The organism is Gordonibacter urolithinfaciens (assembly GCF_900199375.1).
In the GTDB taxonomy this organism is placed as follows: Bacteria; Actinomycetota; Coriobacteriia; order Coriobacteriales; family Eggerthellaceae; genus Gordonibacter; species Gordonibacter urolithinfaciens.
Window position 1 is genome coordinate 2,569,258 of sequence record NZ_LT900217.1, and the last position, 25,956, is coordinate 2,595,213.

Genomic DNA, 25,956 nt, shown 5'->3' on the forward strand with positions numbered 1-25,956 from the left:
TGATGGCGGGCGAAGGAAGCGAGGAAGGGAGGCGGTGGGCTCATGGGCCGGTTGGCGATCATTGGCGGCGGGGCGGCGGGGCTGGCGGCGGCCGTGACGGCTGCCTGCGAGCTGCGCATGCTCGGCGTTCCCGGCGACGTGGCGGTGTACGAGGCCGACGAGCGGGTGGGGCGCTCCATCCTGGCCACGGGCAATGGGCGGTGCAACTTCTCGAACGCGCGCATCGATGCAGGAGCCTACCGCAACGCGGCGTTCGTGGGCTCGGCGCTCGGTGCGTTGACGGCCGGCTCGGACCCGGTGCATGCGTTCTTCGCCGACCTGGGGCTCGTGTGGCGCGAGGAGGGCGAAGGGAGGCTCTACCCGCTGGCCAACAAGGCGACGAGCGTGCTCGACGTGCTGCGGGCGGCTGCGGCGGACTTCGGCGTGCGGGAGGCGTGCGGGCGGCGCGCCGTGCGGCTTGACGTGCCCGATCGTCCGGGCGGTCGCTTTCACATCCGCTTCGCCGACGGGACGGTGGGGCATGCCGACGCCGTGGTGCTCGCCACCGGCGGCCGGACGGCGCGCGAGCTGCTGCCGGAGGGCATCGGCTTTGCCGCCGCGCGCCCGGTGCTCGGCCCGCTGCGCACCGCCACCGACGTGGTGAGGCACCTGAACAACCTGCGCGTGCGCTGCGCCGTGACGCTTGCGGGGCCCGACGGCGCGCCCAAGGCGCGCGAGGCGGGCGAGCTGCTGTTCCGCGACTACGGCGTGTCGGGCATCGCGGTGTTCAACCTGTCGCGCTTTGCCGAGCCGGGCGACCGGCTGCTCGTGGACCTGCTGCCGCAGATGCCCGAAGGAGACTGCGCGGGTTTCCTGCATGCGCGCCGCAGGCGCCTTTCGGCCGACGGCCGCCCGCTTTCGCGCGAGGCGTTCCTGCGCGGCATGCTGCTGTCGGCGGTGGCGCGCGCCGTGCTGGAGGAAGCAGGGCTTGCGCCCGGGGCGCCCCTCGCCAAGCGCGATGTGCCGGCGCTGGCCGCCGCGCTCAAGGCGTTCCCGCTGGAGGTGCGCGGCATAGGCGACGAGCGCCAATGCCAGGTGCGGCGCGGCGGCGCGGACGTGGCCGCGTTCGACCCGCGCACGCTGGAGGCCCGCGCCGTGCCCGGGCTGCACGTGGTCGGCGAGGCGCTGGACGTCGATGCCCCCTGCGGCGGCTACAACCTGCACTGGGCCTGGGCGAGCGGCATCCTGGCAGGGCGCGCTGCCGCCGCGCGGCTGATGGGCTCCGATGACGTGGCGCAGGGCGAGGGACGATAGGGGGGTAGCGCATGCTCGAGGTGTCCAACATGAGGCTGCCGCTCGACGCAGGGCTGCCGGGTGCGGCGGGCGAACGGCTCGTGCGCGAGGCGGCAGCCCAGGCGCTGGGCGTGCCGGCGGCCGAGGTGGCGGCAGTGCGCGTGCTCAAGCGCAGCGTGGACGCGCGCAAGAAGCGCGACGTGCGCTTCGTGGCCGCCCTTGGCGTGGAGCTGGCGGACGCGGCGGCCGAGGACCGTGCGCTCGCGGCGGCGCAGGCCCGCGGTGGGGCGGGCGCCGCGAAGGGCACGCACGTCAAGCGCCGCGTCCCCTACGAGCCGCTCGCGGTGCCGCGCGCGGGGGCCGCCGCCGGGGCGGAGCCGCGCCCGGTGGTGGTGGGAGCGGGGCCGGCGGGGCTGTTCTGCGCGCTCTACCTGGCGCGGGCCGGGCTGCGACCGCTCGTGCTGGAGCGCGGCAGCGACGTGGACGAGCGCTTGGCCGCCGTGGCCGCGTTCGATGCGGGCGGCGACCTGGACCCGCACACGAACATCCAGTTCGGCGAGGGCGGGGCCGGCACGTTCTCGGACGGCAAGCTCACCACGAACATCAAGAACCCGCTCGCGCCGCACGTGCTGCGGTGGTTCGTGGACGCAGGCGCGCCCGAGGAGATACTCTGGCAGGCAAAGCCCCACATCGGGACCGACCTGCTGGTTGACGTGGTGCGGCGGCTGCGCGGCCAGATAATCGCGGCGGGCGGCGAGGTGCGGTTCAACGCGCAGCTCGCGGGCCTGCGGTTCGAGGACGGCGCGCTTGTCGAGGCGGAGGCGCGGGACGTGCGCACGGGCCGCACAGAGCGCATGCCGGCGCGGCGCGTCGTGCTGGCATGCGGGCACTCCGCGCGCGACACGTTCGAGCTCGTGCACGAGGCGGGCTTGGCGCTGGAGCAGAAGCCGTTCTCGGTGGGCGTGCGCATCGAGCACCTCCAGCGCTCCGTGGACGAGGCCCAGTACGGAGCGGCCGCCGCGCACCCGGCGCTCGGCGCGGCCGACTACAAGCTGGCGGTGCACCTGCCCGCGCGAGGGGGCGAGGACGCAGGGTCCGACGGCGGCTTCGGCAGGAGCCGCGGCGGCGGCGCAGGCGGCGAGGGCCGCGGCGTGTACACGTTCTGCATGTGCCCGGGCGGGCAGGTGGTGTGCGCGGCCAGCGAGGCGGGCGGCGTGGTGGTGAACGGCATGAGCCGCTTCGCGCGCGACGGCGAGAACGCGAACAGCGCGCTGCTGGTGGGCGTGGGGCCGGAGGACTTCGGGAGCGACCACCCGCTGGCGGGCGTGGAGCTGCAGCGCCGCATGGAGCGGGCGGCCTACGAGGCGGCCGTGGCGGCCGGCGGCGCGCCGTACCAGGCCCCCGCGCAGACGGTGGGCGACTTCCTGGCCGGCCGTGCGGGCGGTCCGAGCGCCGCGGTGCGCCCCACGTACGCGCGTGGCGTGGCGTGGTGCGACCTGCGGGACTGCCTGCCGCCGTTCGTGGCCGACGCGCTGGCCGAGGCGCTGCCGCTTCTCGACGCAAGGATGCACGGCTTCGCCGATGCCGACGCCGTCATGACCGGCGTGGAGACGCGTAGCTCCAGCCCCGTGCGCATCGTGCGCGACGAGGGTCTGCAGGCCGTGATGGCGGGCAGCGGGGCCGCGGCTGCGCAACGCGGCGGCGTCGGGGCTGCAAGCGCCCGGCGCACGGCCGGCGATGCGGCTTCCGGTTCGCGCCCGTCCGTCGCCGGCGAGCCCTGCGGCAGCGGCCTCTACCCCTGCGGCGAGGGTGCCGGCTATGCCGGCGGCATCATGAGCGCCGCCTGCGACGGCCTGCGCGTGGCCCAGGCGGTGGCGGGCGACGTCGCCTGCTAGAACTCGATGCCGCGCCGCGCGGGAACGCCGTCATGGTAATAGTGCTTCACCTCGCGCATCTCGGTCACGAGGTCGGCTGCGGCCATGACCTCGTCGCTGGCGCCGCGGCCCGTGACGACGAGCTCGACCCCCTCGGGCTTCTCGCGGATGGCGTCCAGCAGGGCGCCCGGTTCGAAGTAGCCGAGCGAATCGGCCACGTTCGCCTCGTCGAGAACCACGACATCGTAGTTTCCGCTGTTCATGGCCTTGATTGTGCGGGCTAGGCCGTCGCAGGCCGCCTGCGCGTCGCGCAGCGGGTCGGGGGCGGACAGCTCGTCGCCCGTGCCGAACTGCTCGGTCGTCACCGGCGCGCCCGGCAGGGGCATCGCCCTGAACGCGCTGACCTCGCCGGTCTCGCCGTGCTTCATGAACTGCCCGAAGTACACGCGCAGGCCCTCGCCCGCCGCGCGCAGGGCCAGCCCGGCGGCGGCCGTGGTCTTGCCCTTGCCGTCGCCCGTGTACACCTGCACCTTGCCCTGCTCCATGCCGCTCCTTTCGCGGAGCGTCCGTTCCGGGCGCTCCCGTTCGCCTGCCGCGCTCGAGGGCGCGCGTCGCGCGTTCCCGCCCGCGTGCCGTCGACGCCCGCGCGTCACGCTGACGGGCCCAATCGGCGCGGTGCCTGCTCCGTCAGTCGCCCAGCTCGCGTTCCCAGTCGAAGTCGGGGGGAGGCGCCAGCGGCACGTTCCCATCGCCTCCGTCGGAGTCCAGCCGGCCGTCCCATTGGCAGGCGCCCATGTCCACGTGCTCGTCATCGGAGAACGTGACGCCCTCCTCTTCCAGCATCTCGCGCTGCACGTCGGGGCCGCCGAAGGCGTAGCCGCGGCACAGGCCTCCGTCCTTGAACACGATGCGATGGCAGGGGATGTGGTTCACCTCGGCGCCCGGGTCGGTGTTCGCGTGCAGCGCGTAGCCCACGTAGCGGGCCGACCGCGGAGCGCCTATCAGGCGCGCCACCTGCCCGTACGATGCCACTTTGCCGTGCGGCACCTGCCGCACCACCGCGAACACCCGCTCCGAGAAATCGCCCATGACACCATCCTTCCGCCCGCGCCCCGCGCCTTTCCCTGCTAGGGTATCGCATTGCCCGCGGCCGCGCAAAGGGTAGCCCGCCCGCTCGCCTCAACCGCAGTTTGAGGAATATGTGGTTTCGACGGCTCGGTGCATACCCGCCCAATTCGGCTTCCCTTTTCCTCTTCCGCACCCTATGCTGAAACGGAGAGGCTTATGCTCGATGCCTTGGGGACTGATCGCTTCTTCACACGGGAGGTTCATGATGGCACTGCGACGCAACCGGCGGGGAGACGGCGCGGACGAGCGCGCATCCTGGAGCGACGGCGGGGCGACGGCGCCGGTGTCTGCGCATCCCATCGGTGCAGCGGCGGGCGAGGACGCCTCCGCGCGCATCGTTCCTGCGGCGCCCGCCGCCCCCGCGATGCCCGCCGCCGAGCCCGCGCCGCAGGCGGCCCCCGGCGCGACCGCCGCGCTCGCCGGCATCCCGCATGCTAACGTCCCCGGCTCAACCGACCCGTTGGGTCCCGCGGACCTGGTCGACGCCGAGGCGCTCGCCGACATGCGGGCGTTCAACGACCTCAAGGCGAAGCGCAAGAAGCAGCGCAAGCGCAAGATCATCATCGGCGTCGCATCGACCGTGGCGGTGCTCGCCGTCGCGGGCGGCGCGTTCGCATGGTACACGGCCGACCAGGCGGCCAAGGCGTTGCAGAACATGGCCCCGCAGACCGGCTTCGTGGAGCAGGGCACCTTCGTCGAGACGGTGTCGGCCTCCGACAACCTGCAACCCGTCGCGTCGGTGAGCGCCACGCCCGAGGTGGACGGCATCGTGGGCGAGGTGCTCGTGGCCGAAGGCGATGCGGTGGAAGAGGGCCAGACACTGTTCACCGTGGTCAACGACGAATTGGACAAAGCGGTGAACCAGGCGGCCCAGGGGATCGAGGAGGCAAAGAACGGCGTGGCCCAAGCCCAGAACGCCGTGAACGACGCCTACCACGCCAAGTCCGCCGGCCAGCAGGCGGCCGCGACCGCGCAAGCCCAAGCGCAAGCCGCCGCGGCGGCAGCCAAGGAGGCCGGGGGAGCTGCGGTCGAATCGTTCGCCGGCGAGCAGGCGTCCTTCGACGAGTCCAGCGCGGATTCCGCCATCAGGTCGGCCGAACTCGCCTTGAGCAACGCGAACCTCGCGCTGCAGAACGCGCAGAGCGCTTACGACGAGGCCGTCGCGCGCGCCGCCAAGCGCACGGTGACCGCCTCCATCGCCGGCAGCGTCGTCGCGGTGAACATCGAGCCCGGCAAGGCGCTCGGGGCCACGGCGAGCGCCGCGACCTCGCCCGTGCAGATCGCCGACCTGTCGCAGATGACCGTCTCCATCAACGTGAACGAGATCGACATCCTCAAGATCAGCGCCGACCAGACCGCCGAAGTCACGTTCACCGCCGCCCCCGACCTCACGCTGCCCGCCACCGTGGTGAGCATCGCCACCACGTCGGCCGGCTCCGGCGACCCGTCGGGCGGCGCCATGTACGGCGGCATGGGCGGCGCCGTCACGTACGCGGTGAAACTGCTCATCGCCGAGCCCGACCCGCGCCTCAAGCCCGGCATGACCGCCAAGGCCACCATCACCACGACCACCATCGACAACGCGCTCATGGTGCCCATCTCGGCCGTGCAGTCCGACGGCGCGGGCGGCAGCTTCGTGATGGTGCTCACCGACCCCGAGACGCAGGAGATGGACATGCGCGAGGTGGAGGTCGTCGCGTCGGACGGTCTCACGTCTGTCGTGAAGGGCCAGGTGAAGGCCGGCGACGAGGTGGTTGTGAGCGGAGGCGCGGGCGGCGCGCCGGGCGACATGGGCATGGAGGCCGGCGGCATGGCCGCGGCCGACTCCGCCGGCAGCGTCATGGTGGGGTAGCGTCATGGCCAACGTGGTTGAAGCCGTCGACCTGCACCGCATCTACGAGAGCGCTTCGGGCTACACGCACGCCCTGCGCGGCGTGTCGCTGACGGTGGCGCAGGGCGAGTTCCTCGCCATCATGGGCCCGTCGGGCTCGGGCAAGTCCACGCTCATGAACCTGCTGGGCTGCCTCGACACGCCCACGCGCGGGCGCTACCTCCTCGAGGGCATCGACGTGGCCGACTATCGCGACGACGAGCTCGCCGAGATCCGCGCCACGCGCCTCGGCTTCGTGTTCCAGTCGTTCAACCTGCTGCCGCGCGCCACCGTGCTGCGCAACGTGGTGCTGCCGCTCATCTACACGGCCTGCCCGCGCAAGGAGCGCGAGCTGCGCGCCCATGCGGCGCTGCGCAGCGTGTCGCTCGACGAGCGGCTGTACGACCACCGCAGCAACGAGCTGTCCGGCGGCCAGATGCAGCGCGTCGCCATCGCGCGCGCCCTCGTGAACGACCCGGCGCTCATCCTGGCCGACGAGCCCACCGGCAACCTCGACACCGCCACGGGCGACATGGTGCTGAACACGTTCAAGCGTCTGCGGGATGCGGGCAAGACCATCGTGCTCATCACGCACGAGCCCGACGTAGCCGCCCATGCCGACCGCGTGGTGCACATTCGCGACGGGCGATTGTACGAAGGGGAGCGCGCATGAGGATCGGAGACCTGTTCTACGAAACCTGGCACGCGCTGTCCGCGAACAAGGGCCGCTCGCTGCTCACCATCCTCGGCATCGTCATCGGCATCGCGGCCGTCATCGCCATGACCTCGCTCATCGCGGGCGTGCAGAACATGCTCATGGGCGAGATGGGGCTTTCCCAGGCGCGCCAGGTGTCCATCAGCGCCTACTCGCCGCAGGGCATCACGTTCGACGACCTGGACAAGCTCGCGCAGGGCATGCCGGAGTACGAGGTCATCACCGGCGCGTCGTACGCATCGGCCGAGGTCTCGACGGCCGACGGGCAGAAGAACTACACGAGCATCATCGGTGCCCGCCCCGAGTACTTCACGGCGAACGGGACGAAGCTCAAGGAGGGCCGCTTCTTCACCGAGAGCGAAGAGCAGAACGCCGCGCGGCTCGTGGTGATGGGCGGCTGCGAGATGGCCGTGCAGATGCTCGGCGTTCCCGACACCGAGGCGGTGGGCAAGACGGTGCGCCTCGGCAACGACGACTACACGGTGATCGGCGTGCTGGAGACATCGACGTTCATGGGCGGGGGCGGGACGTTCTACGCGCCCTACACCACGGTGGAGACGCGCATCGGCAATACCGGGGGCATCCAGCAGATCGTCGGCTTCGCGCGCGAGGGCACCGACATGGATCGTCTCGTCGAGACGACTCAAACCTTCGTGGCGCAATACTTCAACCTGGAGCCCGAAAACGTGTACGTGTCGTCGCTCGATGCCGTCATCAAGCAGATGGAGACGATGATGACGTCGTTTTCGCTGCTCATGGGATCGGTAGCGTCGATCTCGCTGTTCGTGGGCGGCATCGGCATCATGAACATGATGCTGACGAACGTCACCGAGCGCATACGCGAGATAGGTCTGCGCAAGTCGCTCGGCGCGCGTCGTCGCGACATCACGAAGCAGTTCTTGCTCGAGGCCATCATGCTGTGCGTGGCCGGCGGCGCGTTCGGCATCGTGTTCGGCTTCTTGGCCGCGTGGGGCTTGGGCCAGGTGATCGGGGCGGTGCAGGCGGGCATGACCGTCACGCCGGTGCTCGCGCCGGGCGTGGTGTTCGGCGCCGTGGCCGTGTGCGTGCTCATCGGCGTCGTGTTCGGCTACTACCCGGCCCGCCGCGCCGCCAAGCTCGACCCGGTGGAGTCGCTGCGCTACCAGTAGCGGAAGGAAAAGCTCGACCCGTTGCGTTCGGCAACGCGCGCCGCACCCCGGTGCGCCGCAAACGCAGGGCTGGAAGGCTTGGAAAGGGAGCATATGGAAAACGACGATCCGCGCAGCTGCGCCAACTGCGCCGTGCGGGCTTGCGACGACCGTAGCGCCGAGGGGGCCGCGCGGGCCTATCCCTCGTTCTGCCTGACGCAGCGCACGCCCGACGAGGAGTTCGAAGACGCGGCCGCCCTCTATCGGGACGACCCCGAGACGGCGCGCATCTTCCAAGCAGCCGCCGAGGTGGAGGGCCTCTTCTACAGCCAGCTCACGCGCGTGGAGGAGGTCATGGTGTTCGCCCGGCGCATAGGCGCGCGCAAGATCGGCATCGCCACGTGCATGGGGCTCATCGACGAGGCCCAGGCGTTCGCCCGCATCCTGCGCGCCAAGGGATTCGAAGACGTGTGCGCCGTGGCCTGCAAGGTAGGTGCCGTGGCGAAGGAGCGTGCGGGCATCGCCGACGACGTGAAGGTGCATCCCGGCTGCTTCGAACCCACGTGCAACCCTATCATGCAGGCGCGCATCTTGAACGAAGCCGGCTGCGACCTGAACGTGATCGTGGGCCTGTGCGTGGGCCACGACACGCTGTTCATGAAGCATGCGGAAGCTCCCGTGACCTACCTGGTGGTGAAGGACCGCGTGCTCGCCCACAACCCCGCAGCCGCGCTCTACACGAAGGGCTCGTACTACAAGCGCCTCCTGTCGCCCGACCTTCCCGAGCCGCGCCCGCGTGCAGGGAAGGAAGGCGGTACTCCGACGCCGGGGGACGCCGCCCAGGTCGAGTAGCCGGCGCGCGGGAAGCCGCCGTCCGTGAGGGGGCGTCTGCGCCGCTGCGCTCGCTGCCCGGGGCGTAACCCGCCAGACCTTATTTGTCCGCGAGTCTTTCCGCGCCGTCCCCGCGGCGTCGGTTTGGTGCTAGAATGCGTCAGCAATAGAAATTGGCTAGGATGGAGCGCGCCGGGCGCGGCGCCGGGCCGCCGACGAGGCTGCCCGAGGGGAATGCGGGTGAGAATCCCGCGCTATACCAGTAACCGTAAACGCCGATGAGCGGAACCCGCGATGCCCCGCAGCATCGCCCGTCTCAGATGAGGCAAAGTCGGACTACCTGTCCATCACACCTCGAAGCCCTGGAAAGTGAGGTTCCGATGACCATCGGTTCTCAATCTGCGCGCTCCGGTTCGGACGGTGCGGAACTACCCAAGAAACTACTCTCCCTGCTCATGGCTATGGTGCTGGCGTTCTCGCTCGTGCCGAGCGCCGCCTGGGCGGCGGACGCGGCCTCCGAGCCCTCCGCACCTGCCGGAGTCGCCGGGCGGGACGAAGCGCTCGAAGAGGAGCCGGCCGCCGTTCCAACGGAGGAGCCGGCGAATATCGCCCTGCCAGATGCGACCACTCCCGATGAGGACGCCGAACCGGGCGCCCCCAGCGAGGGTGCCGAACCGGGCGCCTCTACCGAGCAGGCACTTGAGGAGGAGGCTGGCCGGCAGCAGCTCGACGAGGAGTCTGCCGGCACCCCGATTGGCGCGGAGGTCACTTCCGTTCCCGGGGCGTCGCCGTCCCTGCTCGCAGCCCCGGCTTCCCTCGATGGTGTGCGTATCAAGGCATCGGCGACAGCTGACCTGCCGAGCAAGATCGGCGTGGGACAATCGCTCTATGCTTGGGCGTTCATCGAAGAAGAGGACGACTGGGGCTGGGATACCGAAGAGGTGGAGATAGACGACTACACCGGTGCGACGTTCCAGTGGTATCGAGGTGCGAAGAAGGTAACCTATGCCTCCGGCACTTCTAGCTATCGCGACTACGTCCTCATCGACGGAGCGACGTTCCAAACCTACCAGGCAAGTGAACCCGACCAGGGCTCTTACCTCGCAGTTAAAGTGACGCTGCCGGGAGGAAGCGAGTTCTGGTCGAAGGCCTCGACATCCCAGGTGACGGACGGCAAGACGAAGCTGGCATCGGTTGGGGTGGCCGGTAAGGCGAAGACGGGCCAGACGCTCGTTGCCACGGCCTACGGCGAGCCGCAGTACAGTTGGCAAGACCCCGAACCGGTCACGGCTGGGGTGACATACCAGTGGCTGCGCAGCGCGGCCGAAGACGGCGAGTTCACCCTCATCGAGGACGCGACGGGTGCAGTTTACGAAGTGACGGCAGAGGATGCGGGCAGCTACCTGAAGGTGGTTGCCACCTCCTCGAATGCGGTTGAGGCTGCAGTCGGGCCCGTTGTTGCGGCAGGATCGCCGGAAAACGAGGCGCGCCTCGCCGCGGCCGTCGAGGCGCTGAAAAACGACGGCTTCAGCGGCTGGTGTCCCAACCCCGTGTACGGAAGCGATACCAACCTCAACGTCGTGATGGAGGCGGAGCTCGCAAAGCTTGGATTCTCCGATGTAACCTCGCAGGTTTCCTCGGCCACGTTCGAGAGTCCTGACCCCAAGCAGACCGGCGGTATCGATACGTCGAGCGGCTCCTCCAACGGCGACATCACGTACTTCTATGTCTCCCCCGACGAGAAGGGCGCACTCGACTACAGCGTCATCCGCCGCCTCGACCTGGAGTTCTCGCTCGCCTGCGGCGATGCGTCCAATACCTACGCGCCGAGCAAGCCCACGGCGCTCGCATGGGACGAGGGCCGGGTCGAGCGCATGCTGGGGGAGAAGGCTGCATCCCTTGTGGTGGGCTTCGCCTTGGATGATGAGACCGACGCCGTCACGCAGAATCTGACGCTGCCGAACAAGCTGGAGGGGAAACCGTGGTCCGAGGTGTCGTGGACGTCGTCCGACCCCTCGGTGGTGAAAGTCAGCGGATACAGCTGGTCAAACTACACGGGCACGGTAGTGCGCAGCGCTGCCGACCGCACAGTGCAGCTGACAGCCGCCGTTGGTATCGTAACGTCCGGCGGCCCGGAGACGACTATCGAGAAGACGTTCGAAGTCACCGTGAAGGGCGACCCGGACAAGGTGGCGGCGGAGAGGGCGGCGCTCGAGCAGAAGGTGGGGGAGAACTTCACCTGCGACAGCATCACGCTGGCCGAGACGGGGGAGCCTGTCGGCGCGAGCGCGCTGACGGGCGACGTGAGCCTGCCGAAGCCGGCTACGATCGGCGTAGACGGCAAGTACTACGAGGTGAAGTACACGGCCTCGACCGACGCGGTGGTGCCGAACGGGTGGGCCGGCAAGGTGTACCGCCCGCTGCCCGGCGAGGCTCCGGCGCAGGTGGATATCACGCTTACCGTGACCGACAAGGCGAACGCCGAGATCAGCGCCTCCAAGACGCTCTCGTTCACGGTTTCCCCCATGGATCAGGCCGACCTCGACCGCGAGGCCGCGCTCATGGAGCAGGCCGTGGTCGGCTATGCCGCCGCGCTTGCGAAAGGCCAGGACGCCGGCGCGGTCACGGGCGACCTGCACGCGTTCCAGAAGGCGTACCTCGACGCGGACGGCAATCTGGCCTGGGCGTACGACCATGAGGCGGCCGACGCTGCGGGCAGCGGCATCGTGCCGGTGGACCTCGAGGGCTACGATCCCCTGGGCTCGGCCGGCTGGCGCCTGTTCAAGTCGAGCAACCCCTCTGTCGTGTCCCATGAGAACCTGCTGGTGACCCAGCCCGCATACAGCGCGAAAGTCACCGTCGAGTCGCGCCTGGCCAGCGAGAAGTACGCGCGCTATGCGGAGCGCTATCCGGACGACCCCGTCTTCCAGAAGCTGGCCGGACGCACCGTGGCCGCCGAGTTCACGGTCGAGGGCACGAGCGGGCAGGAGGACCCCTACGTCACGGCCACGTGCTCGGTGATCGGCATGGACAAGGACGGCGCGGCGCAGACCTGGGCGGCGGCCGAGCCGTACACGCTCGACGCGGGAGCCACGGTGGCCGATCTGGCCGAGGCGCTGTTCGCGAGAACCGGGATGACGGCTGACTTCGGCATCGGCGCATGGGGATGGTCGCTCAACTCCATCACCTCGCCTTTCGACGCCGGGCTGACGCTCAAGTGGGGCACGTTCCAGGGCTTGGGCTGGATGTTCTACGTGAACGGCCAGGACCTCGGCGAGGGAGCGGACAAGTGCGTGCTCCAGCCGGGCGACCGCGTCATCTGGCGTTACGGCGCCTGGGATGACCCGGCTCCCACCGACAAGCTGTCGGTGACGTGCGAGGTCATCGGCGCGGACGCCGACGGGGCCGCGCAGACGTGGGCCTCCGCGACGTCGTTCGCCCTGGACGAGGGCGCGACGGCCGCCGACCTCTCCGAGGCGCTGTTCGAGCAGGCGGGTCTGTCCGCCCAGACGGGTGTGGGCCAATACGGCTGGTTCCTCGATTCCATCGCCTCACCGTACACCGGCGAGCAATTGGGAAGCGTCGAGACGTCCCCGGGCGTGTGGTCGTACTGGCAGCTGTTCGTGAACGGGGAGCTGGCGAAGGTAGGCGCCGGAGGCCACGTGCTCGAGGCGGGAGACGAGGTTGTCTGGTGCTATGGCTCTGACGGCACGCTGCCTGGCCAGGTGGCGGCCTCCTGCGAGATCGTCGGCCTCGACGCGAACGGCAACGCGCAGCGGTGGGCCGCCCCCGCAACCTATACGATGGTGGAAGGCGCCACGGCGGCCGATCTCACGGAGCAGGTGTTCGCAGCACAGCGCATCGAGGCGGACTACGATCCCAACGGTACGTACGGCTGGTTCCTCGACTCCATCACCTCGCCTTTCGATCCGTCGCTCACGCTGGCGATGGAATCCGCACCCCCGTACCGTTACTGGCAGCTCTTCGTGAACGGCAAGCCCACGGATTTTGGCGCTGGCTTGATCGTGCTGCAACCGGGCGACGAGGTATCGTGGTTCTACTCCGAATACGGTGCGAGCCTTCCCGACCTGGACGCCGTCGTCACCGACCCCGATGCCCCGCGTCCAAGCTACGATGCCGCCTGGCCCGGCTTCGGCGGGGACGGCGCGGTGGAAGCGCCCACGCCCACGCAATCGGCGGAGCAGGCGTGGTCCTACGATTTCCGCGAGGGCGCGAGCGGCGACGTGGGCGTGTCGGAGCCGCTTATCGTGAACGGTGACGTGTACCTCGTGGTGAACGGGGAGCTGCGGGTGATCGACGCGGCCACCGGGACGGTCAAGAAGAACCGCGACGGGAGGGAGCTGCGCGCGAACGTCGGGGGAAGGAGCGCCTACTGCAACCGTCCGGTCTACACGGAGGGCGTGGTCATCGTTCCGTCCGATGACGGGAGCCTCGCCGCCTTCACGGCCGACGAGCTAGTGTGCGTGTGGAAGACGAAGCCGCTCGAGGCGGACGGCGCGCAGGGCTACCAGTCGCTCTCGTCGCTGACGGTGAATGGATCGTACGTGTTTGCCGCCTTCACGACGGTCGGCGCCGGCAGCGTGGGCACGGGCGGCGTGCGCCTGTGCGTGGACGTGCGCGACGGATCGGTGAGGTGGCTGCAGCGGGACGAGCCGGCCGAGCAGGGCGGCGCGGCCGGCTACTACTGGGCCGGCGCCGCCGTGTCGGGGGCCGACCTCGTCGTGGGCAACGACGCGGGGCTCGTGCAGCTGGTGGACGGCGAGACGGGCGCGGTGAAGGCGACGGTCGACGTGGGCGCCCCGATCCGCGCGGGCGTCGTCGCCCTTCCCGAGACGGCGCGGGCCGGCGCGGGCGACCGGTTCGCCGTGGTGTCGAGCGACGGCGTGCTGCATCTCGTCGCCCGCGAGGGCGACCATCTGGCCGAGGCGGGTTCCGTGAGGTTCGCCGGCAAGTCCACCTCCACGCCGGCCGTGTCGGGTGGCAAGGCGTTCGTATGCGGTGCCGACGACCAGGGGTACGGCACGCTCTCGGTCATCGACCTGGCGTCGCTTTCCGTGGAGCGCACGGTGCGCGGCGGAAAGGGCGAGGCGCAGTCGTCACCGCTCGTGTCGGTGCAGGGCGACGGCACGTACGCGTACTTCACCTGCAACGGGTTGCCCGGCGGGGTGTACGGCTACCGGCTGGGCGATGAGGCGGCCTACACGCTGTTCACGCCTGACGCCGGCGAGCAGAACTACTGCTTCGCTTCCGTCGTGGCCGACGGCGCTGGCAACCTGTACTATACGAACGACGCGGGCCGGCTGTTCGCCCTGAAGGGGCTGGACGGCGTGCGGGTGACGTTCGACGCGCAGGGCGGCTCGTTCGTGCCGTCGGTCTTCGTGGCGCTGGGCAAGCCGGTGCTGCGCCCGTCCGATCCGGTGCGCAGCGGTTACACGTTCGCGGGCTGGTTCTCCGACGAGGCGTGCACGGCGGCGTGGGACTTCGCGACGCCGGTCGGGTCGGCTCTCACGCTGTACGCCAAGTGGGAGAAGCAATCGGGCCAGCAGGAAGGTTCGACGGATGGCGAGACCTCGTCGGGCGGGGCACCCGGCCAACGCACGCCGCTCGGCGGTGCGCCGGCGGCCGCGCATGCCCCGCTTGTGCAGGAGGCCACCGCCAAGGCGGAGGAGAAGGCAGACGCGGGAGCGGCGAAGGCGTCGACGCGCGCCGGGGCCTCGTCGGCTGCGGGAGGCTTCGCTGCCGACGACGGACCCTCGACGCCCGGCGTGCCCGGCGGCGTGAACCCGTGGGCCGTCGGGGGCATCGCCGTGGGCGCCGCCGGCTTGGCGGGCGCCGTCGCGTACGCCGTGCTGGGACGCCGGAGGGTGAGCGCTTCCGCGCCGCAGGGGAAGGGAAGGAGCTAGCCATGGCCGAAGACAGGAAGCCGGACGACCGCATTGCCCCGCGAGCCCCGCGCACGGCGGGCGAGGCGGCTGCGCCCCTTGAGGTGCGGGACGATAAGCCCCTCGCCCATAGCGGCGAAGCGGAGGAGGCGGCTCCTCCGCGCGAGGATGAGGCTGTGCGCCCCTGCCTCGATGGCGCCGGCGAGCACGCTGCCGAGGCCCCGCGGGCGAAGCGCGCCCCGCTGAGCGCTGCGCAGAAGGTGGGCGTCGGCGTGGCGGCCGCGCTCTCCGTCGCCCTCATCGCCGTGTCGGCGTACTTCGTCGCCGCTCCGGCGGTCGAGGGGTCCCAGGCCGGCGACCTGCTCGCCACCACGCAGGAGGCTGGCCTTGCGGACCAGGCGGACGAGCCTGCCGCTGCGGACGAGCAGCAGCAGGCGGAGGAGCAGGATGGGGCGGACGGAGCAGACGGGGCAACGGCCGGAGACTCCGCAGGTGCGGACGCGTCGGCACCTGCAGCCGGTGCGCCCGCGCCGCTGCCCAACGGCGCGGCGGGCGACGGAGCGGCGTCGGAAGGCTCCGCATCCGCCTCGTCGAGCGCATCCGCGCGGCCGGCCACCGTAACCGTGAGCGTGACCGTGGACTCGTCGGCCGCCGACGGGCGCGTGTCGGGCGGCGCCAACCCCACGTTCGAGCAGGGCGCCACCGTCTACGATGCGCTCATGGCATGCGGCCTATCCGTCAATGCGTCCAGCACGCCGCTCGGTATCTACGTCAACGCCATCGGAGGTTTGGCGGAGAAGGAGTACCCCGGCGAGAGCGGGTGGAAGTATTCCGTCAACGGCGAGGTTATCATGAGGTCCTGCGACAGCGTCGTTTTGCAGGACGGCGACGTCGTGCTCTGGTTCTACGCTCGATAGGAAGGGGGTGCGGCGATGCTCGGCAGCGGGGGCGCGAAGCCCACGGCGTTCGACCGGTACCACCCGGCAGTGGCGTTTGGCTACTTCGCCTGCGTGCTCGCGTTCGGCATGGCGGCGATGCAGCCGGTCTACCTCGCCCTCTCGCTCGCGGCGGCGCTCTCGTACAGCATCGTTTTGCGGGGCGTGCGCGCCACGCTGCGCACGGCGCTGTGGCAGATGCCGCTCATCCTGGTGATGGCGGTGGCGAACCCGCTGTTCTCGGCCATGGGCTCCACGGAGCTCTTCCGCATCGGCCTGCGGGCGTTCTACCTGGAGAGCCTGGTGTTCGGCGCCTGCATGGGCGCCATGTTGGTGTGCGTGCTGCTGTGGTTCTCGAACGCCTCGCGCGTGCTCTCGTCGGACAAAGTAATGGCGCTGTTCGGCAACGCGGCCCCCACGATCGGCCTCATGCTGTCCATGGCGATGCGCCTCGTGCCCCAGTTCATGCGCCGGGGCGCCACGGTGGGCGATGTGCAGCGGGCTTGCACGTCCGCACGCGCCACGGGGCTGCGCGAGGGTGCGCGCTCGCAGCTGCGCCTGACGTCCGTGCTGATGGGATGGGGAATGGAAGATTCGCTCGAAACGGCCGACGCCATGCGCGCGCGCGGGTGGGGCGCCCGCGCGCGTCGCACGACCTACCGTCGCTGCCGCTTCCGCGCCCGCGACGGCGCGGCGCTCGGCGTGCTGGCGGCGCTCGCGGCGCTGAACGCCGCGCTCGCGTACGCCGCCTGCACGCAGTTCCACTTCTACCCCACGTTGAGCGCGCTCACGGTGTGGTGGGGCTACGTTCCCTTTGCCGTGCTGGCGTTCGCGCCGCTCGCGCTCGAGGCGAGGGAGCGTGCGCGATGGACGCGGTGAGGGCGCAGGGCTTCGCGTTCACCTACCCCGATGCGCCGGCGCGCACGTTCGGCCCGCTCGACTGGCGGGTTGCGCAGGGGTCGTTCACGTTGCTCGTGGGTGCCACCGGCTGCGGCAAGACCACGCTTCTGCGCTGCCTCAAGCCCGCGCTCGCGCCGACGGGCGCCCAGGAGGGCCGCTTGGAGGTGCTGGGCCGCGAGCCGGCCGCGTTCGACGCCGCCGACGGCGCCGCGCAGGTGGGCTATGTCGCCCAGAACCCGGAGAACCAGCTGGTGTGCGACACGGTGTGGCACGAGCTGGCGTTCGCGCTGGAGAACATCGGCCTCGACCAGAACGCCATGCGCCGGCGCGTCGCCGAGGTCGCGCACTTCTTCGGCATCGAGCCGTGGTTCCGCGCGTCCGTGGCCGACCTGTCGGGCGGCCAGCAGCAGATGGTGAACCTGGCGGCCGTGCTGGCGTGCCAACCGCGGCTGCTCGTGCTCGACGAGCCCACGGCGCAGCTCGACCCGGTGGCCGAGAAGAACTTCCTGCATGCGCTCTTCCGCGTGAACCGCGAGCTGGGCATCACCGTCGTCATGGCAACCCACGCCCCCGAGGCCACCGCCCCCTACGCCACCGACCTCGTGGAGCTGGCGAACGGCCAGGTGCGCCCGGTTGCCGTTCCCTGCGCGACGGCAGATGCACCCGCACCCGGCCCCGCGTCCGCCTTCGGCCCTGCATCCGCGATCCCCTCCCCACGCGTCGAGGGCGCGTCAGGTGGGTCCGAGAATCCTCTTCTCGACGTGGAGGCGGCGCCCCGCCCGATCCGCGAGGTGTCCTCCGCCCGCCCGATCCGCGAGGTGTCTCCCGCCGCAACTCGCGAGGCGCCTCCCGTCCTCTCCTTCCGCGACGCGCACTTCCGCTACTCCCGCGAGGCCGGTTGGGTGGTGCGCGGCCTGGACCTGGACGTGCGTATGGGCGATGTCCACGCCGTCGTGGGAGGCAACGGCTGCGGCAAGTCAACGTTGCTGCGCCTTGCGGCCGGCGTTCTCCGCCCCGAGCGCGGGCGCGTGGCCAATCGTCTGGCCGCCCGCCAAGCGCTGCTGCCGCAGAACCCGAAGGCGCTGTTCGTGTGCGATACGGTGGCCGAGGAGCTGCGCGAGTGGCAGCGCGGCTGCGGCTACGGAGACGATGCGGTGGATGCGGCGCTCGGGCGCTTCTCGCTCGCGGCGCATGCCGCGCGGCATCCCTACGACCTGTCGGGCGGCCAGCAGCAGCTGCTCGCCTTCGCGAAGATCCTGCTCACCGACCCCGACCTGCTGCTGCTCGACGAGCCCACCAAGGGCCTCGACACGCCCACGAAACGCGCGCTGGCCGATGCGGTGCGTTCCTGCGCCCGCTCCGGGGCCACCGTCGTGCTCGTGACCCACGACCTGGCGTTCGCCGCCCGCGTGGCCGACCGCGCCACCATGCTGTTCGACGGCGAGGCCGCCTGCACGGAACCTGCCGAGGAGTTCTTCGCGGGCAACCTGTTCTACCGCCCGGTACCTGATGCGTTCTTCCGCACCTGGCGCGCCGGGGCGGGGGAGCCGCGGGCCGACGACGGCCCGGACGGCGGGAGCAGCGCTCCTTCCCGCCCCGGCCCCCTTGTCTCTTCGGGCGGAGGCCTGCGCACCTCCTTGGAGGGCGAACCTCTGCCCGCTGCGGGGGCGGGCGCGTCGGGGGCTCACACGCTCGATCCCAATGACGGGACGGCCCGATGAGCGCCGCCAAGGTGCTGCGCGCGTTGGAGGTGCCCGCGCTCTTGGCAGTGCCGCTCGTGCTGGCCGCGTGCGCCTATCTCAACCTCGACCAGAGCGCGCTGCTCACCGTGGCCACGGCGCTTACGGCAGTGGGGGTGTTCTTCGCCGCCTTCGAGACCTCGCGTCCCTCCTTGCGGCAGGTCATGCCCACGGTGGTGCTCGCCGCCCTCGCGGCGGCCGGCCGCATGCTGTTCGCGCCCATCCCCGACTTCAAGCCGGTGTCGGCTATCTGCATCCTGGCGGGCGCGGTGTTCGGGCGGAGCAGCGGCTTCATGGTGGGCGCGCTCGCCGCGCTCGTGTCGAACTTCTTCTTCGGGCAGGGGCCGTGGACGCCCTGGCAGATGTACGCCTGGGGGCTCGTCGGCTACCTGGCCGGCGTGCTGGCCGACCGCGGCTGGCTCGACCGCACGCCGGCGCTGCTCGCGTTCGGCTTCTCGTCGGCGCTTTTGTACGGCCTGCTGCTGAACGGCTGGAACGCCATCGGCTTCGTCCACCCGCTCACGCTACCCGCCGTCCTCGTGTCCTTCGGCGCCGCGCTGCCGTTCGACCTCATGCACGGTGCGGCAACGGTGGCGTTCCTCGCCGCCCTGTACCTGCCTTGGAAGAAGAAGCTCGAGCGCATCAAGAAGAAGTACGCGCTGGTGCCCGACGGCGGCGCGCAGTGAGTTCCCGTCAGCCGGCCGGCTGCGCGGCGCTCGGCGACGCATGTTGCGGTGCGCACGAGGCGACGTGCTACAATGGCGGCTCCCCGCATGGTGCAGGGAGGGCGGCAGAAGGCGAGAACCCCATGCGAACCAGTACGATCGACCAGGCGGCCCGCGCCCTCAGGCAGGGCGAGGCGGTCATCTTCCCGACCGAGACGGTGTACGGCTTGGGGGTCTCCGTGCGCGCTGCGACAGGCCCCGACGTGCTTTACGACCTGAAGGAGCGCGACCGCGGCAAGCCCATCTCCTGGCTGGTGGGAGGCGCGGACGACCTCGACCGCTACGGCGCGCGCGTTCCCGCGCTCGCGCGCAAGCTGGCGGGCGCGTACTGGCCCGGCCCGCTCACCCTCGTCGTGCATGCCTCCGACGAGGTGCCCGAGTCGTTCCGCTCGGACGCGGGCACCATCGGCCTGCGCATGCCCGACAACGCCACGGCGCTCGCGCTCGTCCGCGCCGCCGGATGCCCTCTGGCCACCACGTCGGCGAACCTCTCGGGCCGTGCGGCCGCCGGCGCCCTCGATGCCCTCGACCCCGAACTTGCCGCACGCGTCGGCACGATCGTGCCCGACGAGGCCGACGGCGCCTCGAGCGGCGTGGCCTCCACCGTGCTCGACTGCACGCAGGACCCCCTTGCAATCGTGCGCGAGGGCGCCGTGACCCTCGCAGATATCCTCGCCCTCGCCTAGGGCGCTGCTCCCCATTCTGCACAGTAATCACCGAATTTCGACGTTTTTGCGCGGGAAAGCTTCGTTTCCCCTGCCTCCCGGTGCGAACGGCTCCCGTTTCGCCTGGTCGCGTGGCTTCGAAGAAGCGCAAGCTCTGTCGAGGTGGATGCAGGGCGTACAAAATCGGTGATTACTGTGCTGGGAGCTCGACCAGCCGGACAGGGGGCCGTCCGCCCGACCCGCCAGCATCTGGCCGCCAGTCCGCCGACATCCGCCCGTCCAGCCCGCCGACGGCCGGCCGCCCTGCTCGCCGACATCCAGTCATCGCGCCCATCCGCCCATCCGCCCGCCGCTCGCGGCTTCTCGGGTATAATGAAGCCTCCAGACGAATTCCCGGGGAGGGCGCGCATGGCTGCTACGGTTTCCACTGCTCCGATCGGTTTCCTGTCCCACGACGGCACATCCCAGATCAGGGGCCTCATCTGGGCGCCCGAGCGCCCGGCGGGCACCCGTGCGCCCGCGCCGCGCGGCGTCGTGCAGATCGTGCACGGCATGTCCGAGCACCTGGGGCGCTACGACGAGTTCGCCCGCTTCCTCGTGGGCTGCGGCTTCGTGGTGTGCGCGAGCGACCACGTGGGCCACGGCAAGAGCGTACCCGACCCCGCCAAGCTGGGGTGCCTGCCCGCGCACGGCGGCAAGGACGTGCTCGTCGAGGACGTCCACGAGCTGCGCCGCACGGTGGCGGCCCGCTACTCCCGCCAGACGCCCTACATCCTGTTCGGCCATTCCATGGGCAGCTTCGTCGTGCGCGCCTACCTGGCCCGCCACGCCGAGGGCCTGGCCGCGGCCGTCATCTGCGGCACGGGCACCCAGCCGCTCGTGCTGTCGAAGGCGGGCAACTTCGTCGCGCGCCGCATAGCGGCGTCGAAGGGGGAGGACTACCGGAGCGCCTTCCTCGACGGTTTGGGTGCCGGCGCCTTCGCCAAGCAGATCGAGAACGCCCGCACGCCGTTCGACTGGCTGTCCACCGACCCGGCCGTCGTGGACGCCTACATTGCCGACGAGATGTGCGGCGCCATGTTCTCCGCGGGCGGCTACGCCACGCTCACCGACCTCACGGGCGAGGTGGTCACGCGTGCCTGCGCGGCGAAGGTGCCCCGCGGCCTGCCCGTGCTGTTCGTGGGCGGCGCCGAGGACCCGGTGGGCAGCTGCGGCAAGGGCGTGCACGCCGCCGCCGAGCTCCTGCGCGGCGCGGGGGTCGAGCGTGTGGACGAGGTCCTCTACTCGGGCATGCGCCACGAGATACTCAACGAGCCCGGCCGCGCCCAGGTCTATACTGACATCGCACAGTGGATAGAGGAGCACGCATGCGAAAAGCCTACGTCGTAGCGCTCGACCAGGGAACCACCTCGTCGCGCGCCATGCTCGTCGACGCGGACGGGCGCGTCGTCGACGCGGTGCAGAACCCGTTCCCGCAGCATTACCCCCGCCCGGGATGGGTGGAGCACGACCCGCTGGACATCCTGTCGTCCCAGCTGGGAGCCCTCGCCGAGCTCACGGTGTCGCACGGCCTGGGGCCTGCCGACCTGGACAGCATCGGCATCACGAACCAGCGCGAGACCACGGTCTTGTGGAACCGCGAGACGGGCCGGCCCGTGGGCAATGCCATCGTGTGGCAGTGCCGCCGCACGGCACCCATTATCGAGGAATTGTGCGGCGACCCGGACGTCGCCCGCCGCATCGCGGACACGACGGGCCTCGTGCCCGACGCCTACTTCTCAGCCAGCAAGATCAAGTGGCTGCTCGACAACGTGCCCGGCGCCCGCGCCGACGCCGAGGCCGGCAAGCTGGCGTTCGGCACCGTGGACAGCTGGCTCGTGTGGTCGCTCACGGACGGGCAGGTGCACGCCACCGACGTCACGAACGCCAGCCGCACCATGCTCTACGACATCCACGGAATGCGCTGGGACCCGTGGCTGCTTGACCTGTTCGGCATTCCCGCGTCCCTGCTGCCAGACGTGCGCCCCTCGTCGGCCGACTACGGCGTGACGGCGAACCCCGGCGTGGTGCGCGGCGTGCCCATCCGCGGCGTGGCGGGCGACCAGCAGGCCGCGCTCTTCGGCCAGTGCTGCTTCGAGGCGGGGCAGGCGAAGAACACGTACGGCACCGGCTGCTTCCTGCTCATGCACACGGGGTGCGAGGCGTGCCGTTCCACGAACCGCCTGGTCACGACGCTGGCCGCCTCCGCGCCGGGCACGCCCGGGCCCGAGTACGCGCTCGAGGGCAGCGTGTTCATGGCCGGCGCGCTGCTGCAGTGGCTTCGCGACGAGCTGGGCCTCATCGACGACGTGGCCGAGACGTGCGCCATCGCGCGCAGCGTGCCCGACACGGGGGGCGTGTACGTGGTGCCCGCCTTCACCGGGCTCGGTGCGCCGTACTGGGACGCCGAGGCGCGCGGTGCCATCTACGGCCTCACGCGCGGGACGAACCGCGCCCATATCGTGCGCGCCGCGCTGGAGTCGCTGGCCTACCAGGTGCACGACCTGGCCGTGGCCATGGAGGCGGACGCGGGCCTGCCGCTGAAGGTGCTCAAGGTGGACGGCGGTGCGTCGGCGAACGATTTTCTCATGCAGTTCCAAAGCGACCTCTTGCGCACGCCGCTGCACCGTCCCCAGAATACGGAGACGACGGCGCTCGGCGCGGCCTACCTGGCCGGTTTGGGAACCGGCTTCTGGAAGGACACCGCGCGCCTGTGCGACCTGCGCTCGTCGGACACGGTCTACGTGCCGGGCATGGAGGACGCCCGCCACGCCAAGCTGCTGGAAGGCTGGGCCGAGGCCGTGAAGCGCACGATGGCAAGATAAGCGCCCCGGTCGCCCCAAGGACGGCCTGCCGCCCGCCCGGCGTGGCGGGAACCGAGAGCAGCGAGAGACGAATGGAAAGGAACCGCCCATGAACATCAGCATCGCCAGCGACCACGCGGGCTTCGAGCAGAAGCAGGCGCTCGCGGCGTACCTGCGCGACCAAGGCCACGAGGTCATCGACCGCGGCCCCGGCAACGACGACCGCGTGGACTACCCGGACTTCGCCGAGCTCGTCGCGCGCGACGTGGCGGGCGGCGCGGCCGAGCGCGGTGTGCTCGTGTGCGGCACGGGCATCGGCATGGCCGTGGCCGCGAACAAGGTGGACGGCATCCGCGCCGTGAACGTCATTAACCCGCAGTTCGCCGAGCTGTCGCGCGAGCACAACGACGCGAACGTCGTCACGCTCTCCGGCCGCTTCGTGGACGAGGGGACGAACCGTGCCATCCTCGACGCGTTTCTCGCCACCCCCTTCGGGGAGGGCCGCCACGCCGGCCGCGTGGCGAAGATCATGGCTCTCGAAGCCAAGTGAGGTCGAACCGACGGCCCGCGCCCGCTCAACCGGCGCGGGCCGTTGTGCTAGCATAAGTCGCGACATCGGCGACCCCGCTTTCGCGAACCGCACCCGTATCCGAAAGGAACCGCCATGCCCTTGACCTACCTGCCCGAGCAAGACCCCGCCGTCGCCGACGCCCTGCGCCAGGAGCTCGCCCGCGAGCGCGACTCCGTGGAGCTCATCGCCTCGGAGAACTTCACGTCTCCCGCCGTCCTCGAGGCCGTGGGCAGCGTGCTCACGAACAAGTACGCCGAGGGCTATCCCCGCAAGCGCTACTACGGCGGCTGCGAGAAGGTCGACATCGTGGAGGACCTCGCCCGCGACCGCGCCTGCGCGCTGTTCGGCGCGAACTTCGCGAACGTCCAGCCCCACTGCGGCGCGAACGCGAACCTGGGCGCGTACGAGGCGCTCATCGAGCTGGGCGACACGGTGCTCGGCATGAGCCTGGCCGAGGGCGGCCACCTCACGCACGGCTCGCCCGTGAACTTCTCCGGCCGCCACTATAACTTCGCCAGCTACGGCGTGGACCCCGAGACCGAGACGATCGACTACGACGAGGTGGAGCGCATCGCCAAGGAGGTCCGCCCGAAGCTCATCGTGGGCGGCGCGAGCGCGTACCCGCGCATCATCGACTTCGAGCGCATGGCCGCCATCGCGCGCGAGGTGGGCGCGTACTTCATGGTGGACATGGCCCACATCGCCGGCCTCGTGGCCGCCGGCGCGCACCCGAGCCCCGTGCCGCACGCCGACGTGGTCACGTCCACCAGCCACAAAACGCTGCGCGGCCCGCGCGGCGGCTTCATCCTGTCCAACGACGAGGACATCGCCAAGCGCGTGGACAAGGCCGTGTTCCCGGGCTCCCAGGGCGGCCCGCTCATGCACGTCATCGCCGGCAAGGCCGTCGCGTTCGGCGAGGCCGCGCAGCCTTCCTACAAAGAGTACATCGGCCAGGTGGTGGAGAACGCCGCGCGCCTCGGCCAGGGCATGATGGACGGTGGCCTGCGCCTCGTGTCCGGCGGCACCGACAACCACCTGTGCCTCGTGGACCTCACGCCCGCCGACGTCACCGGCAAGGATGCCGAGAAGCTGCTCGAGGGCGTGGGCCTCACGGTGAACAAGAACTCCATCCCCAACGAGCCGCGCAGCCCGTTCGTCACGAGCGGCATCCGCGTGGGAAGCGCCGCTGCCACCACCCGCGGCTTCACGGCCGACGACTTCTACGAGGTGGGCCAGCTCATCGCCGCCACGGTGTTCAACGCCGAAAGCGCTGCCTTGCTCGCCGACATCCGCGCCAAGGTGGACGCGCTCCTGGCCGCCCACCCGCTCTACCCCGAACTCGACTACTAGGAACGAGGAGCGCATCCCTATGACGAAAGAGTACGACCGCGTCACCGTCGTCGACCATCCCATGGTGCAGCACAAGCTGTCGAAGCTGCGCAACAAGGACACCTCGTCCAAGGACTTCCGCGCCCTCGTGCGCGAGCTGGCCATGTTCGAGGGCTACGAGGCCACGCGCGACCTGGCCCTCGAGGACGTGGAGGTGGAGACCCCCATCTGCAAGACCACGTGCAAGCAGGTTGCCGGCAAGAAGATGGTGATCGTGCCCATCCTGCGCGCCGGCCTCGGCATGGTGGAGGGCCTCCAGGAGCTCATGCCCTCCACGTTCGTCGGCCATCTGGGCATGTACCGCGACCCCGACACCCACGAGCCGCACGAGTACTACGCGAAGCTCCCCGATAGCATCGCCCAGCGCGATGTGCTCGTGGTGGATCCCATGCTCGCCACCGGCGGCTCCGCCACCGCGGCCATCCACTACCTGCGCGAGCGGGGCGTGAAGAACATCAAGCTCGTCGTCCTCGTGGCGGCGCCCGTGGGCATCGAGACCGTCCTCTCCGCCGACCCGGACGTGCAGATCTACACCTGCGCCGTCGACGAGTGCCTGAACGACCACGCCTACATCGTCCCCGGCCTGGGCGACGCCGGCGACCGCATCTTCGGCACGAAGTAGGAGAACCCCGCAGGCCGAACCCCTCCCAAACGGGAGAGCAGATCCATGAACCCCCCGAGCCGGAGAGCGCTCTGCGCGACTCCGGCCCGGTCCGCGGCAACGGAGAAGGCGGAAGGGCGGCGCGGCGCTCACCAAGCGAGTTCCGCACGAGCCGAAACGTCCAGTGGACGTTTCGTGCGAGCAGGACTGCCGAGCGACTGGGCGTCGCGCCGCCCTTCCGCCGCCCCGCAGGTTGAAAGGAAGCGCGACATGACCGAGACGATCGACCACCGCCCCAGCTGGGACGAGTACTTCATGAAGCTGGCGAACGAAGTTGCCACCCGCACCACCTGCATGCGCCGCGGGGTGGGGGCCGTCATCGTGAAGGACCGCCGCATCCTGGCCACCGGCTACAACGGCGTGCCCACCGGCATGCGCCACTGCGCCGAGACCGGCTGCCTGCGCCAGCAGCTCGGCGTGCCCAGCGGGCAGCGCCACGAGATCTGCCGCGGCCTGCACGCCGAGCAGAACGCCATCATCCAGGCGGCGCGCTACGGCATCAACATCACGGGCGCGTCCATCTACGTGAACACGCAGCCCTGCGTCGTGTGCGCCAAGATGCTCATCAACGCCGGCATCGAGGAGATCGTCTACCAGAACCCGTACCCCGACGAGCTGGCCATGTCCATGCTCGAGGAAGCCGGCATGAAGCTGCGCGTGTTCGAGGGGTAGGATGCGGAGAGGGCGGAGAGAGGACGGTGTCCGGTCCTGAAATGGGGTTATTCACCTATCAATTAGTTCCCCCTCCGCTTCTCTCCGAATATACAGTTTCGCCCTTCCGCACCGCAGGGTTTATTCAGTTTTCTGC

General features: G+C 70.5%; 20 protein-coding genes and 1 riboswitch. Of the genes, 18 read left to right on the plus strand and 2 right to left on the minus strand.

Annotation, left to right across the window (positions count from 1 at the left end; genetic code table 11):
* Positions 1–42: 42 nt before the first annotated feature.
* Both BN3560_RS10950 and BN3560_RS10955 read left to right on the plus strand, forming a co-directional pair.
* Positions 43–1,293, plus strand: a complete 1,251-nt coding sequence (locus tag BN3560_RS10950; protein ID WP_096228071.1) for an aminoacetone oxidase family FAD-binding enzyme — start codon at positions 43–45, stop codon at positions 1,291–1,293.
* 11 nt (positions 1,294–1,304) lie between these two features.
* Positions 1,305–3,167: an NAD(P)/FAD-dependent oxidoreductase gene (locus tag BN3560_RS10955; RefSeq protein ID WP_096228072.1), complete on the plus strand. Its 1,863-nt coding sequence runs from the start codon at positions 1,305–1,307 to the stop codon at positions 3,165–3,167.
* On the opposite strand, the gene BN3560_RS10960 is transcribed toward BN3560_RS10955, so the two are convergent.
* Complete coding sequence (locus BN3560_RS10960; RefSeq protein WP_096228073.1) at positions 3,164–3,691, minus strand: cob(I)yrinic acid a,c-diamide adenosyltransferase; 528 nt, start codon at positions 3,689–3,691, stop codon at positions 3,164–3,166. The two genes, BN3560_RS10955 and BN3560_RS10960, sit on opposite strands and share 4 nt — an antisense overlap.
* Before the next feature lie 142 nt (positions 3,692–3,833).
* Positions 3,834–4,235 (minus strand): MGMT family protein, encoded by a 402-nt coding sequence (locus BN3560_RS10965; protein ID WP_096228074.1) that lies wholly within the window; start codon positions 4,233–4,235, stop codon positions 3,834–3,836.
* A 241-nt stretch (positions 4,236–4,476) separates the two neighbouring features.
* Here BN3560_RS10965 and BN3560_RS10970 point away from each other — a divergent pair, with 241 nt between their 5' ends.
* The 16 genes from BN3560_RS10970 to BN3560_RS11045 all read left to right on the plus strand — a co-directional run bounded on the left by BN3560_RS10970 (position 4,477) and on the right by BN3560_RS11045 (position 25,820).
* Positions 4,477–6,126 carry an efflux RND transporter periplasmic adaptor subunit gene (locus BN3560_RS10970; protein ID WP_231897386.1) on the plus strand — a complete coding sequence of 550 codons (1,650 nt, stop codon included), beginning with the start codon at positions 4,477–4,479 and terminating at the stop codon, positions 6,124–6,126.
* 4 nt (positions 6,127–6,130) lie between these two features.
* Positions 6,131–6,817: an ABC transporter ATP-binding protein gene (locus BN3560_RS10975; protein WP_096228075.1), complete on the plus strand. Its 687-nt coding sequence runs from the start codon at positions 6,131–6,133 to the stop codon at positions 6,815–6,817.
* Positions 6,814–8,007: an ABC transporter permease gene (locus BN3560_RS10980; protein ID WP_096228076.1), complete on the plus strand. Its 1,194-nt coding sequence runs from the start codon at positions 6,814–6,816 to the stop codon at positions 8,005–8,007. The genes BN3560_RS10975 and BN3560_RS10980 overlap by 4 nt, the downstream gene beginning before the upstream one ends.
* Positions 8,008–8,100: 93 nt before the next feature.
* Entirely contained in the window at positions 8,101–8,838 is a 738-nt protein-coding gene (locus tag BN3560_RS10985) for a DUF1847 domain-containing protein (protein ID WP_096228077.1), read from the plus strand.
* 197 nt (positions 8,839–9,035) lie between these two features.
* Positions 9,036–9,125, plus strand: a riboswitch (adenosylcobalamin-variant (AdoCbl-variant) riboswitch).
* A 72-nt stretch (positions 9,126–9,197) separates the two neighbouring features.
* On the plus strand, positions 9,198–14,741 hold the full coding sequence (locus BN3560_RS10990) for a DUF4430 domain-containing protein (protein WP_161959453.1): 5,544 nt from the start codon (positions 9,198–9,200) through the stop codon (positions 14,739–14,741).
* 2 nt (positions 14,742–14,743) lie between these two features.
* Complete coding sequence (locus BN3560_RS10995; protein WP_096228079.1) at positions 14,744–15,637, plus strand: DUF4430 domain-containing protein; 894 nt, start codon at positions 14,744–14,746, stop codon at positions 15,635–15,637.
* A gap of 15 nt (positions 15,638–15,652) precedes the next feature.
* On the plus strand, positions 15,653–16,534 hold the full coding sequence (locus BN3560_RS11000) for an energy-coupling factor transporter transmembrane component T family protein (protein ID WP_087191470.1): 882 nt from the start codon (positions 15,653–15,655) through the stop codon (positions 16,532–16,534).
* Positions 16,522–18,276: an ABC transporter ATP-binding protein gene (locus BN3560_RS11005; RefSeq protein WP_087191469.1), complete on the plus strand. Its 1,755-nt coding sequence runs from the start codon at positions 16,522–16,524 to the stop codon at positions 18,274–18,276. Before BN3560_RS11000 ends, BN3560_RS11005 begins: the two co-directional genes overlap by 13 nt.
* Positions 18,273–18,980: an ECF transporter S component gene (locus BN3560_RS11010; RefSeq protein ID WP_096228080.1), complete on the plus strand. Its 708-nt coding sequence runs from the start codon at positions 18,273–18,275 to the stop codon at positions 18,978–18,980. Before BN3560_RS11005 ends, BN3560_RS11010 begins: the two co-directional genes overlap by 4 nt.
* Before the next feature lie 122 nt (positions 18,981–19,102).
* Positions 19,103–19,705 (plus strand): L-threonylcarbamoyladenylate synthase, encoded by a 603-nt coding sequence (locus BN3560_RS11015; RefSeq protein ID WP_096228081.1) that lies wholly within the window; start codon positions 19,103–19,105, stop codon positions 19,703–19,705.
* Positions 19,706–20,092: 387 nt separating this feature from the next.
* Positions 20,093–21,073: an alpha/beta fold hydrolase gene (locus BN3560_RS11020; RefSeq protein ID WP_096228082.1), complete on the plus strand. Its 981-nt coding sequence runs from the start codon at positions 20,093–20,095 to the stop codon at positions 21,071–21,073.
* The gene (gene glpK / locus BN3560_RS11025; RefSeq protein ID WP_096228083.1) at positions 21,052–22,548 is read left to right on the plus strand and encodes a glycerol kinase GlpK; all 1,497 of its coding nucleotides are present in this window, start codon (positions 21,052–21,054) and stop codon (positions 22,546–22,548) included. Before BN3560_RS11020 ends, glpK begins: the two co-directional genes overlap by 22 nt.
* A gap of 88 nt (positions 22,549–22,636) precedes the next feature.
* Positions 22,637–23,077 carry a ribose 5-phosphate isomerase B gene (rpiB, locus tag BN3560_RS11030; RefSeq protein ID WP_096228084.1) on the plus strand — a complete coding sequence of 147 codons (441 nt, stop codon included), beginning with the start codon at positions 22,637–22,639 and terminating at the stop codon, positions 23,075–23,077.
* 114 nt (positions 23,078–23,191) lie between these two features.
* Positions 23,192–24,448: a serine hydroxymethyltransferase gene (gene glyA, locus BN3560_RS11035; protein ID WP_096228085.1), complete on the plus strand. Its 1,257-nt coding sequence runs from the start codon at positions 23,192–23,194 to the stop codon at positions 24,446–24,448.
* A gap of 19 nt (positions 24,449–24,467) precedes the next feature.
* Entirely contained in the window at positions 24,468–25,109 is a 642-nt protein-coding gene (gene upp / locus BN3560_RS11040) for a uracil phosphoribosyltransferase (protein ID WP_096228086.1), read from the plus strand.
* A 249-nt stretch (positions 25,110–25,358) separates the two neighbouring features.
* Complete coding sequence (locus BN3560_RS11045) at positions 25,359–25,820, plus strand: deoxycytidylate deaminase (protein WP_015540410.1); 462 nt, start codon at positions 25,359–25,361, stop codon at positions 25,818–25,820.
* Positions 25,821–25,956: the final 136 nt, after the last annotated feature.

Excerpts from the sequence above, each read along its gene's own strand:
- BN3560_RS10950 (WP_096228071.1), top strand. The coding sequence starts at position 43 with ATGGGCCGGTTGGCGATCATTGGCGGCGGGGCGGCGGGGCTGGCGGCG.
- BN3560_RS10955 (WP_096228072.1), top strand. The coding sequence starts at position 1,305 with ATGCTCGAGGTGTCCAACATGAGGCTGCCGCTCGACGCAGGGCTGCCG.
- BN3560_RS10960 (WP_096228073.1), bottom strand. The coding sequence starts at position 3,691 with ATGGAGCAGGGCAAGGTGCAGGTGTACACGGGCGACGGCAAGGGCAAG.
- BN3560_RS10965 (WP_096228074.1), bottom strand. The coding sequence starts at position 4,235 with ATGGGCGATTTCTCGGAGCGGGTGTTCGCGGTGGTGCGGCAGGTGCCG.
- BN3560_RS10970 (WP_231897386.1), top strand. The coding sequence starts at position 4,477 with ATGATGGCACTGCGACGCAACCGGCGGGGAGACGGCGCGGACGAGCGC.
- BN3560_RS10975 (WP_096228075.1), top strand. The coding sequence starts at position 6,131 with ATGGCCAACGTGGTTGAAGCCGTCGACCTGCACCGCATCTACGAGAGC.
- BN3560_RS10980 (WP_096228076.1), top strand. The coding sequence starts at position 6,814 with ATGAGGATCGGAGACCTGTTCTACGAAACCTGGCACGCGCTGTCCGCG.
- BN3560_RS10985 (WP_096228077.1), top strand. The coding sequence starts at position 8,101 with ATGGAAAACGACGATCCGCGCAGCTGCGCCAACTGCGCCGTGCGGGCT.
- BN3560_RS10990 (WP_161959453.1), top strand. The coding sequence starts at position 9,198 with ATGACCATCGGTTCTCAATCTGCGCGCTCCGGTTCGGACGGTGCGGAA.
- BN3560_RS10995 (WP_096228079.1), top strand. The coding sequence starts at position 14,744 with ATGGCCGAAGACAGGAAGCCGGACGACCGCATTGCCCCGCGAGCCCCG.
- BN3560_RS11000 (WP_087191470.1), top strand. The coding sequence starts at position 15,653 with ATGCTCGGCAGCGGGGGCGCGAAGCCCACGGCGTTCGACCGGTACCAC.
- BN3560_RS11005 (WP_087191469.1), top strand. The coding sequence starts at position 16,522 with ATGGACGCGGTGAGGGCGCAGGGCTTCGCGTTCACCTACCCCGATGCG.
- BN3560_RS11010 (WP_096228080.1), top strand. The coding sequence starts at position 18,273 with ATGAGCGCCGCCAAGGTGCTGCGCGCGTTGGAGGTGCCCGCGCTCTTG.
- BN3560_RS11015 (WP_096228081.1), top strand. The coding sequence starts at position 19,103 with ATGCGAACCAGTACGATCGACCAGGCGGCCCGCGCCCTCAGGCAGGGC.
- BN3560_RS11020 (WP_096228082.1), top strand. The coding sequence starts at position 20,093 with ATGGCTGCTACGGTTTCCACTGCTCCGATCGGTTTCCTGTCCCACGAC.
- glpK (WP_096228083.1), top strand. The coding sequence starts at position 21,052 with ATGCGAAAAGCCTACGTCGTAGCGCTCGACCAGGGAACCACCTCGTCG.
- rpiB (WP_096228084.1), top strand. The coding sequence starts at position 22,637 with ATGAACATCAGCATCGCCAGCGACCACGCGGGCTTCGAGCAGAAGCAG.
- glyA (WP_096228085.1), top strand. The coding sequence starts at position 23,192 with ATGCCCTTGACCTACCTGCCCGAGCAAGACCCCGCCGTCGCCGACGCC.
- upp (WP_096228086.1), top strand. The coding sequence starts at position 24,468 with ATGACGAAAGAGTACGACCGCGTCACCGTCGTCGACCATCCCATGGTG.
- BN3560_RS11045 (WP_015540410.1), top strand. The coding sequence starts at position 25,359 with ATGACCGAGACGATCGACCACCGCCCCAGCTGGGACGAGTACTTCATG.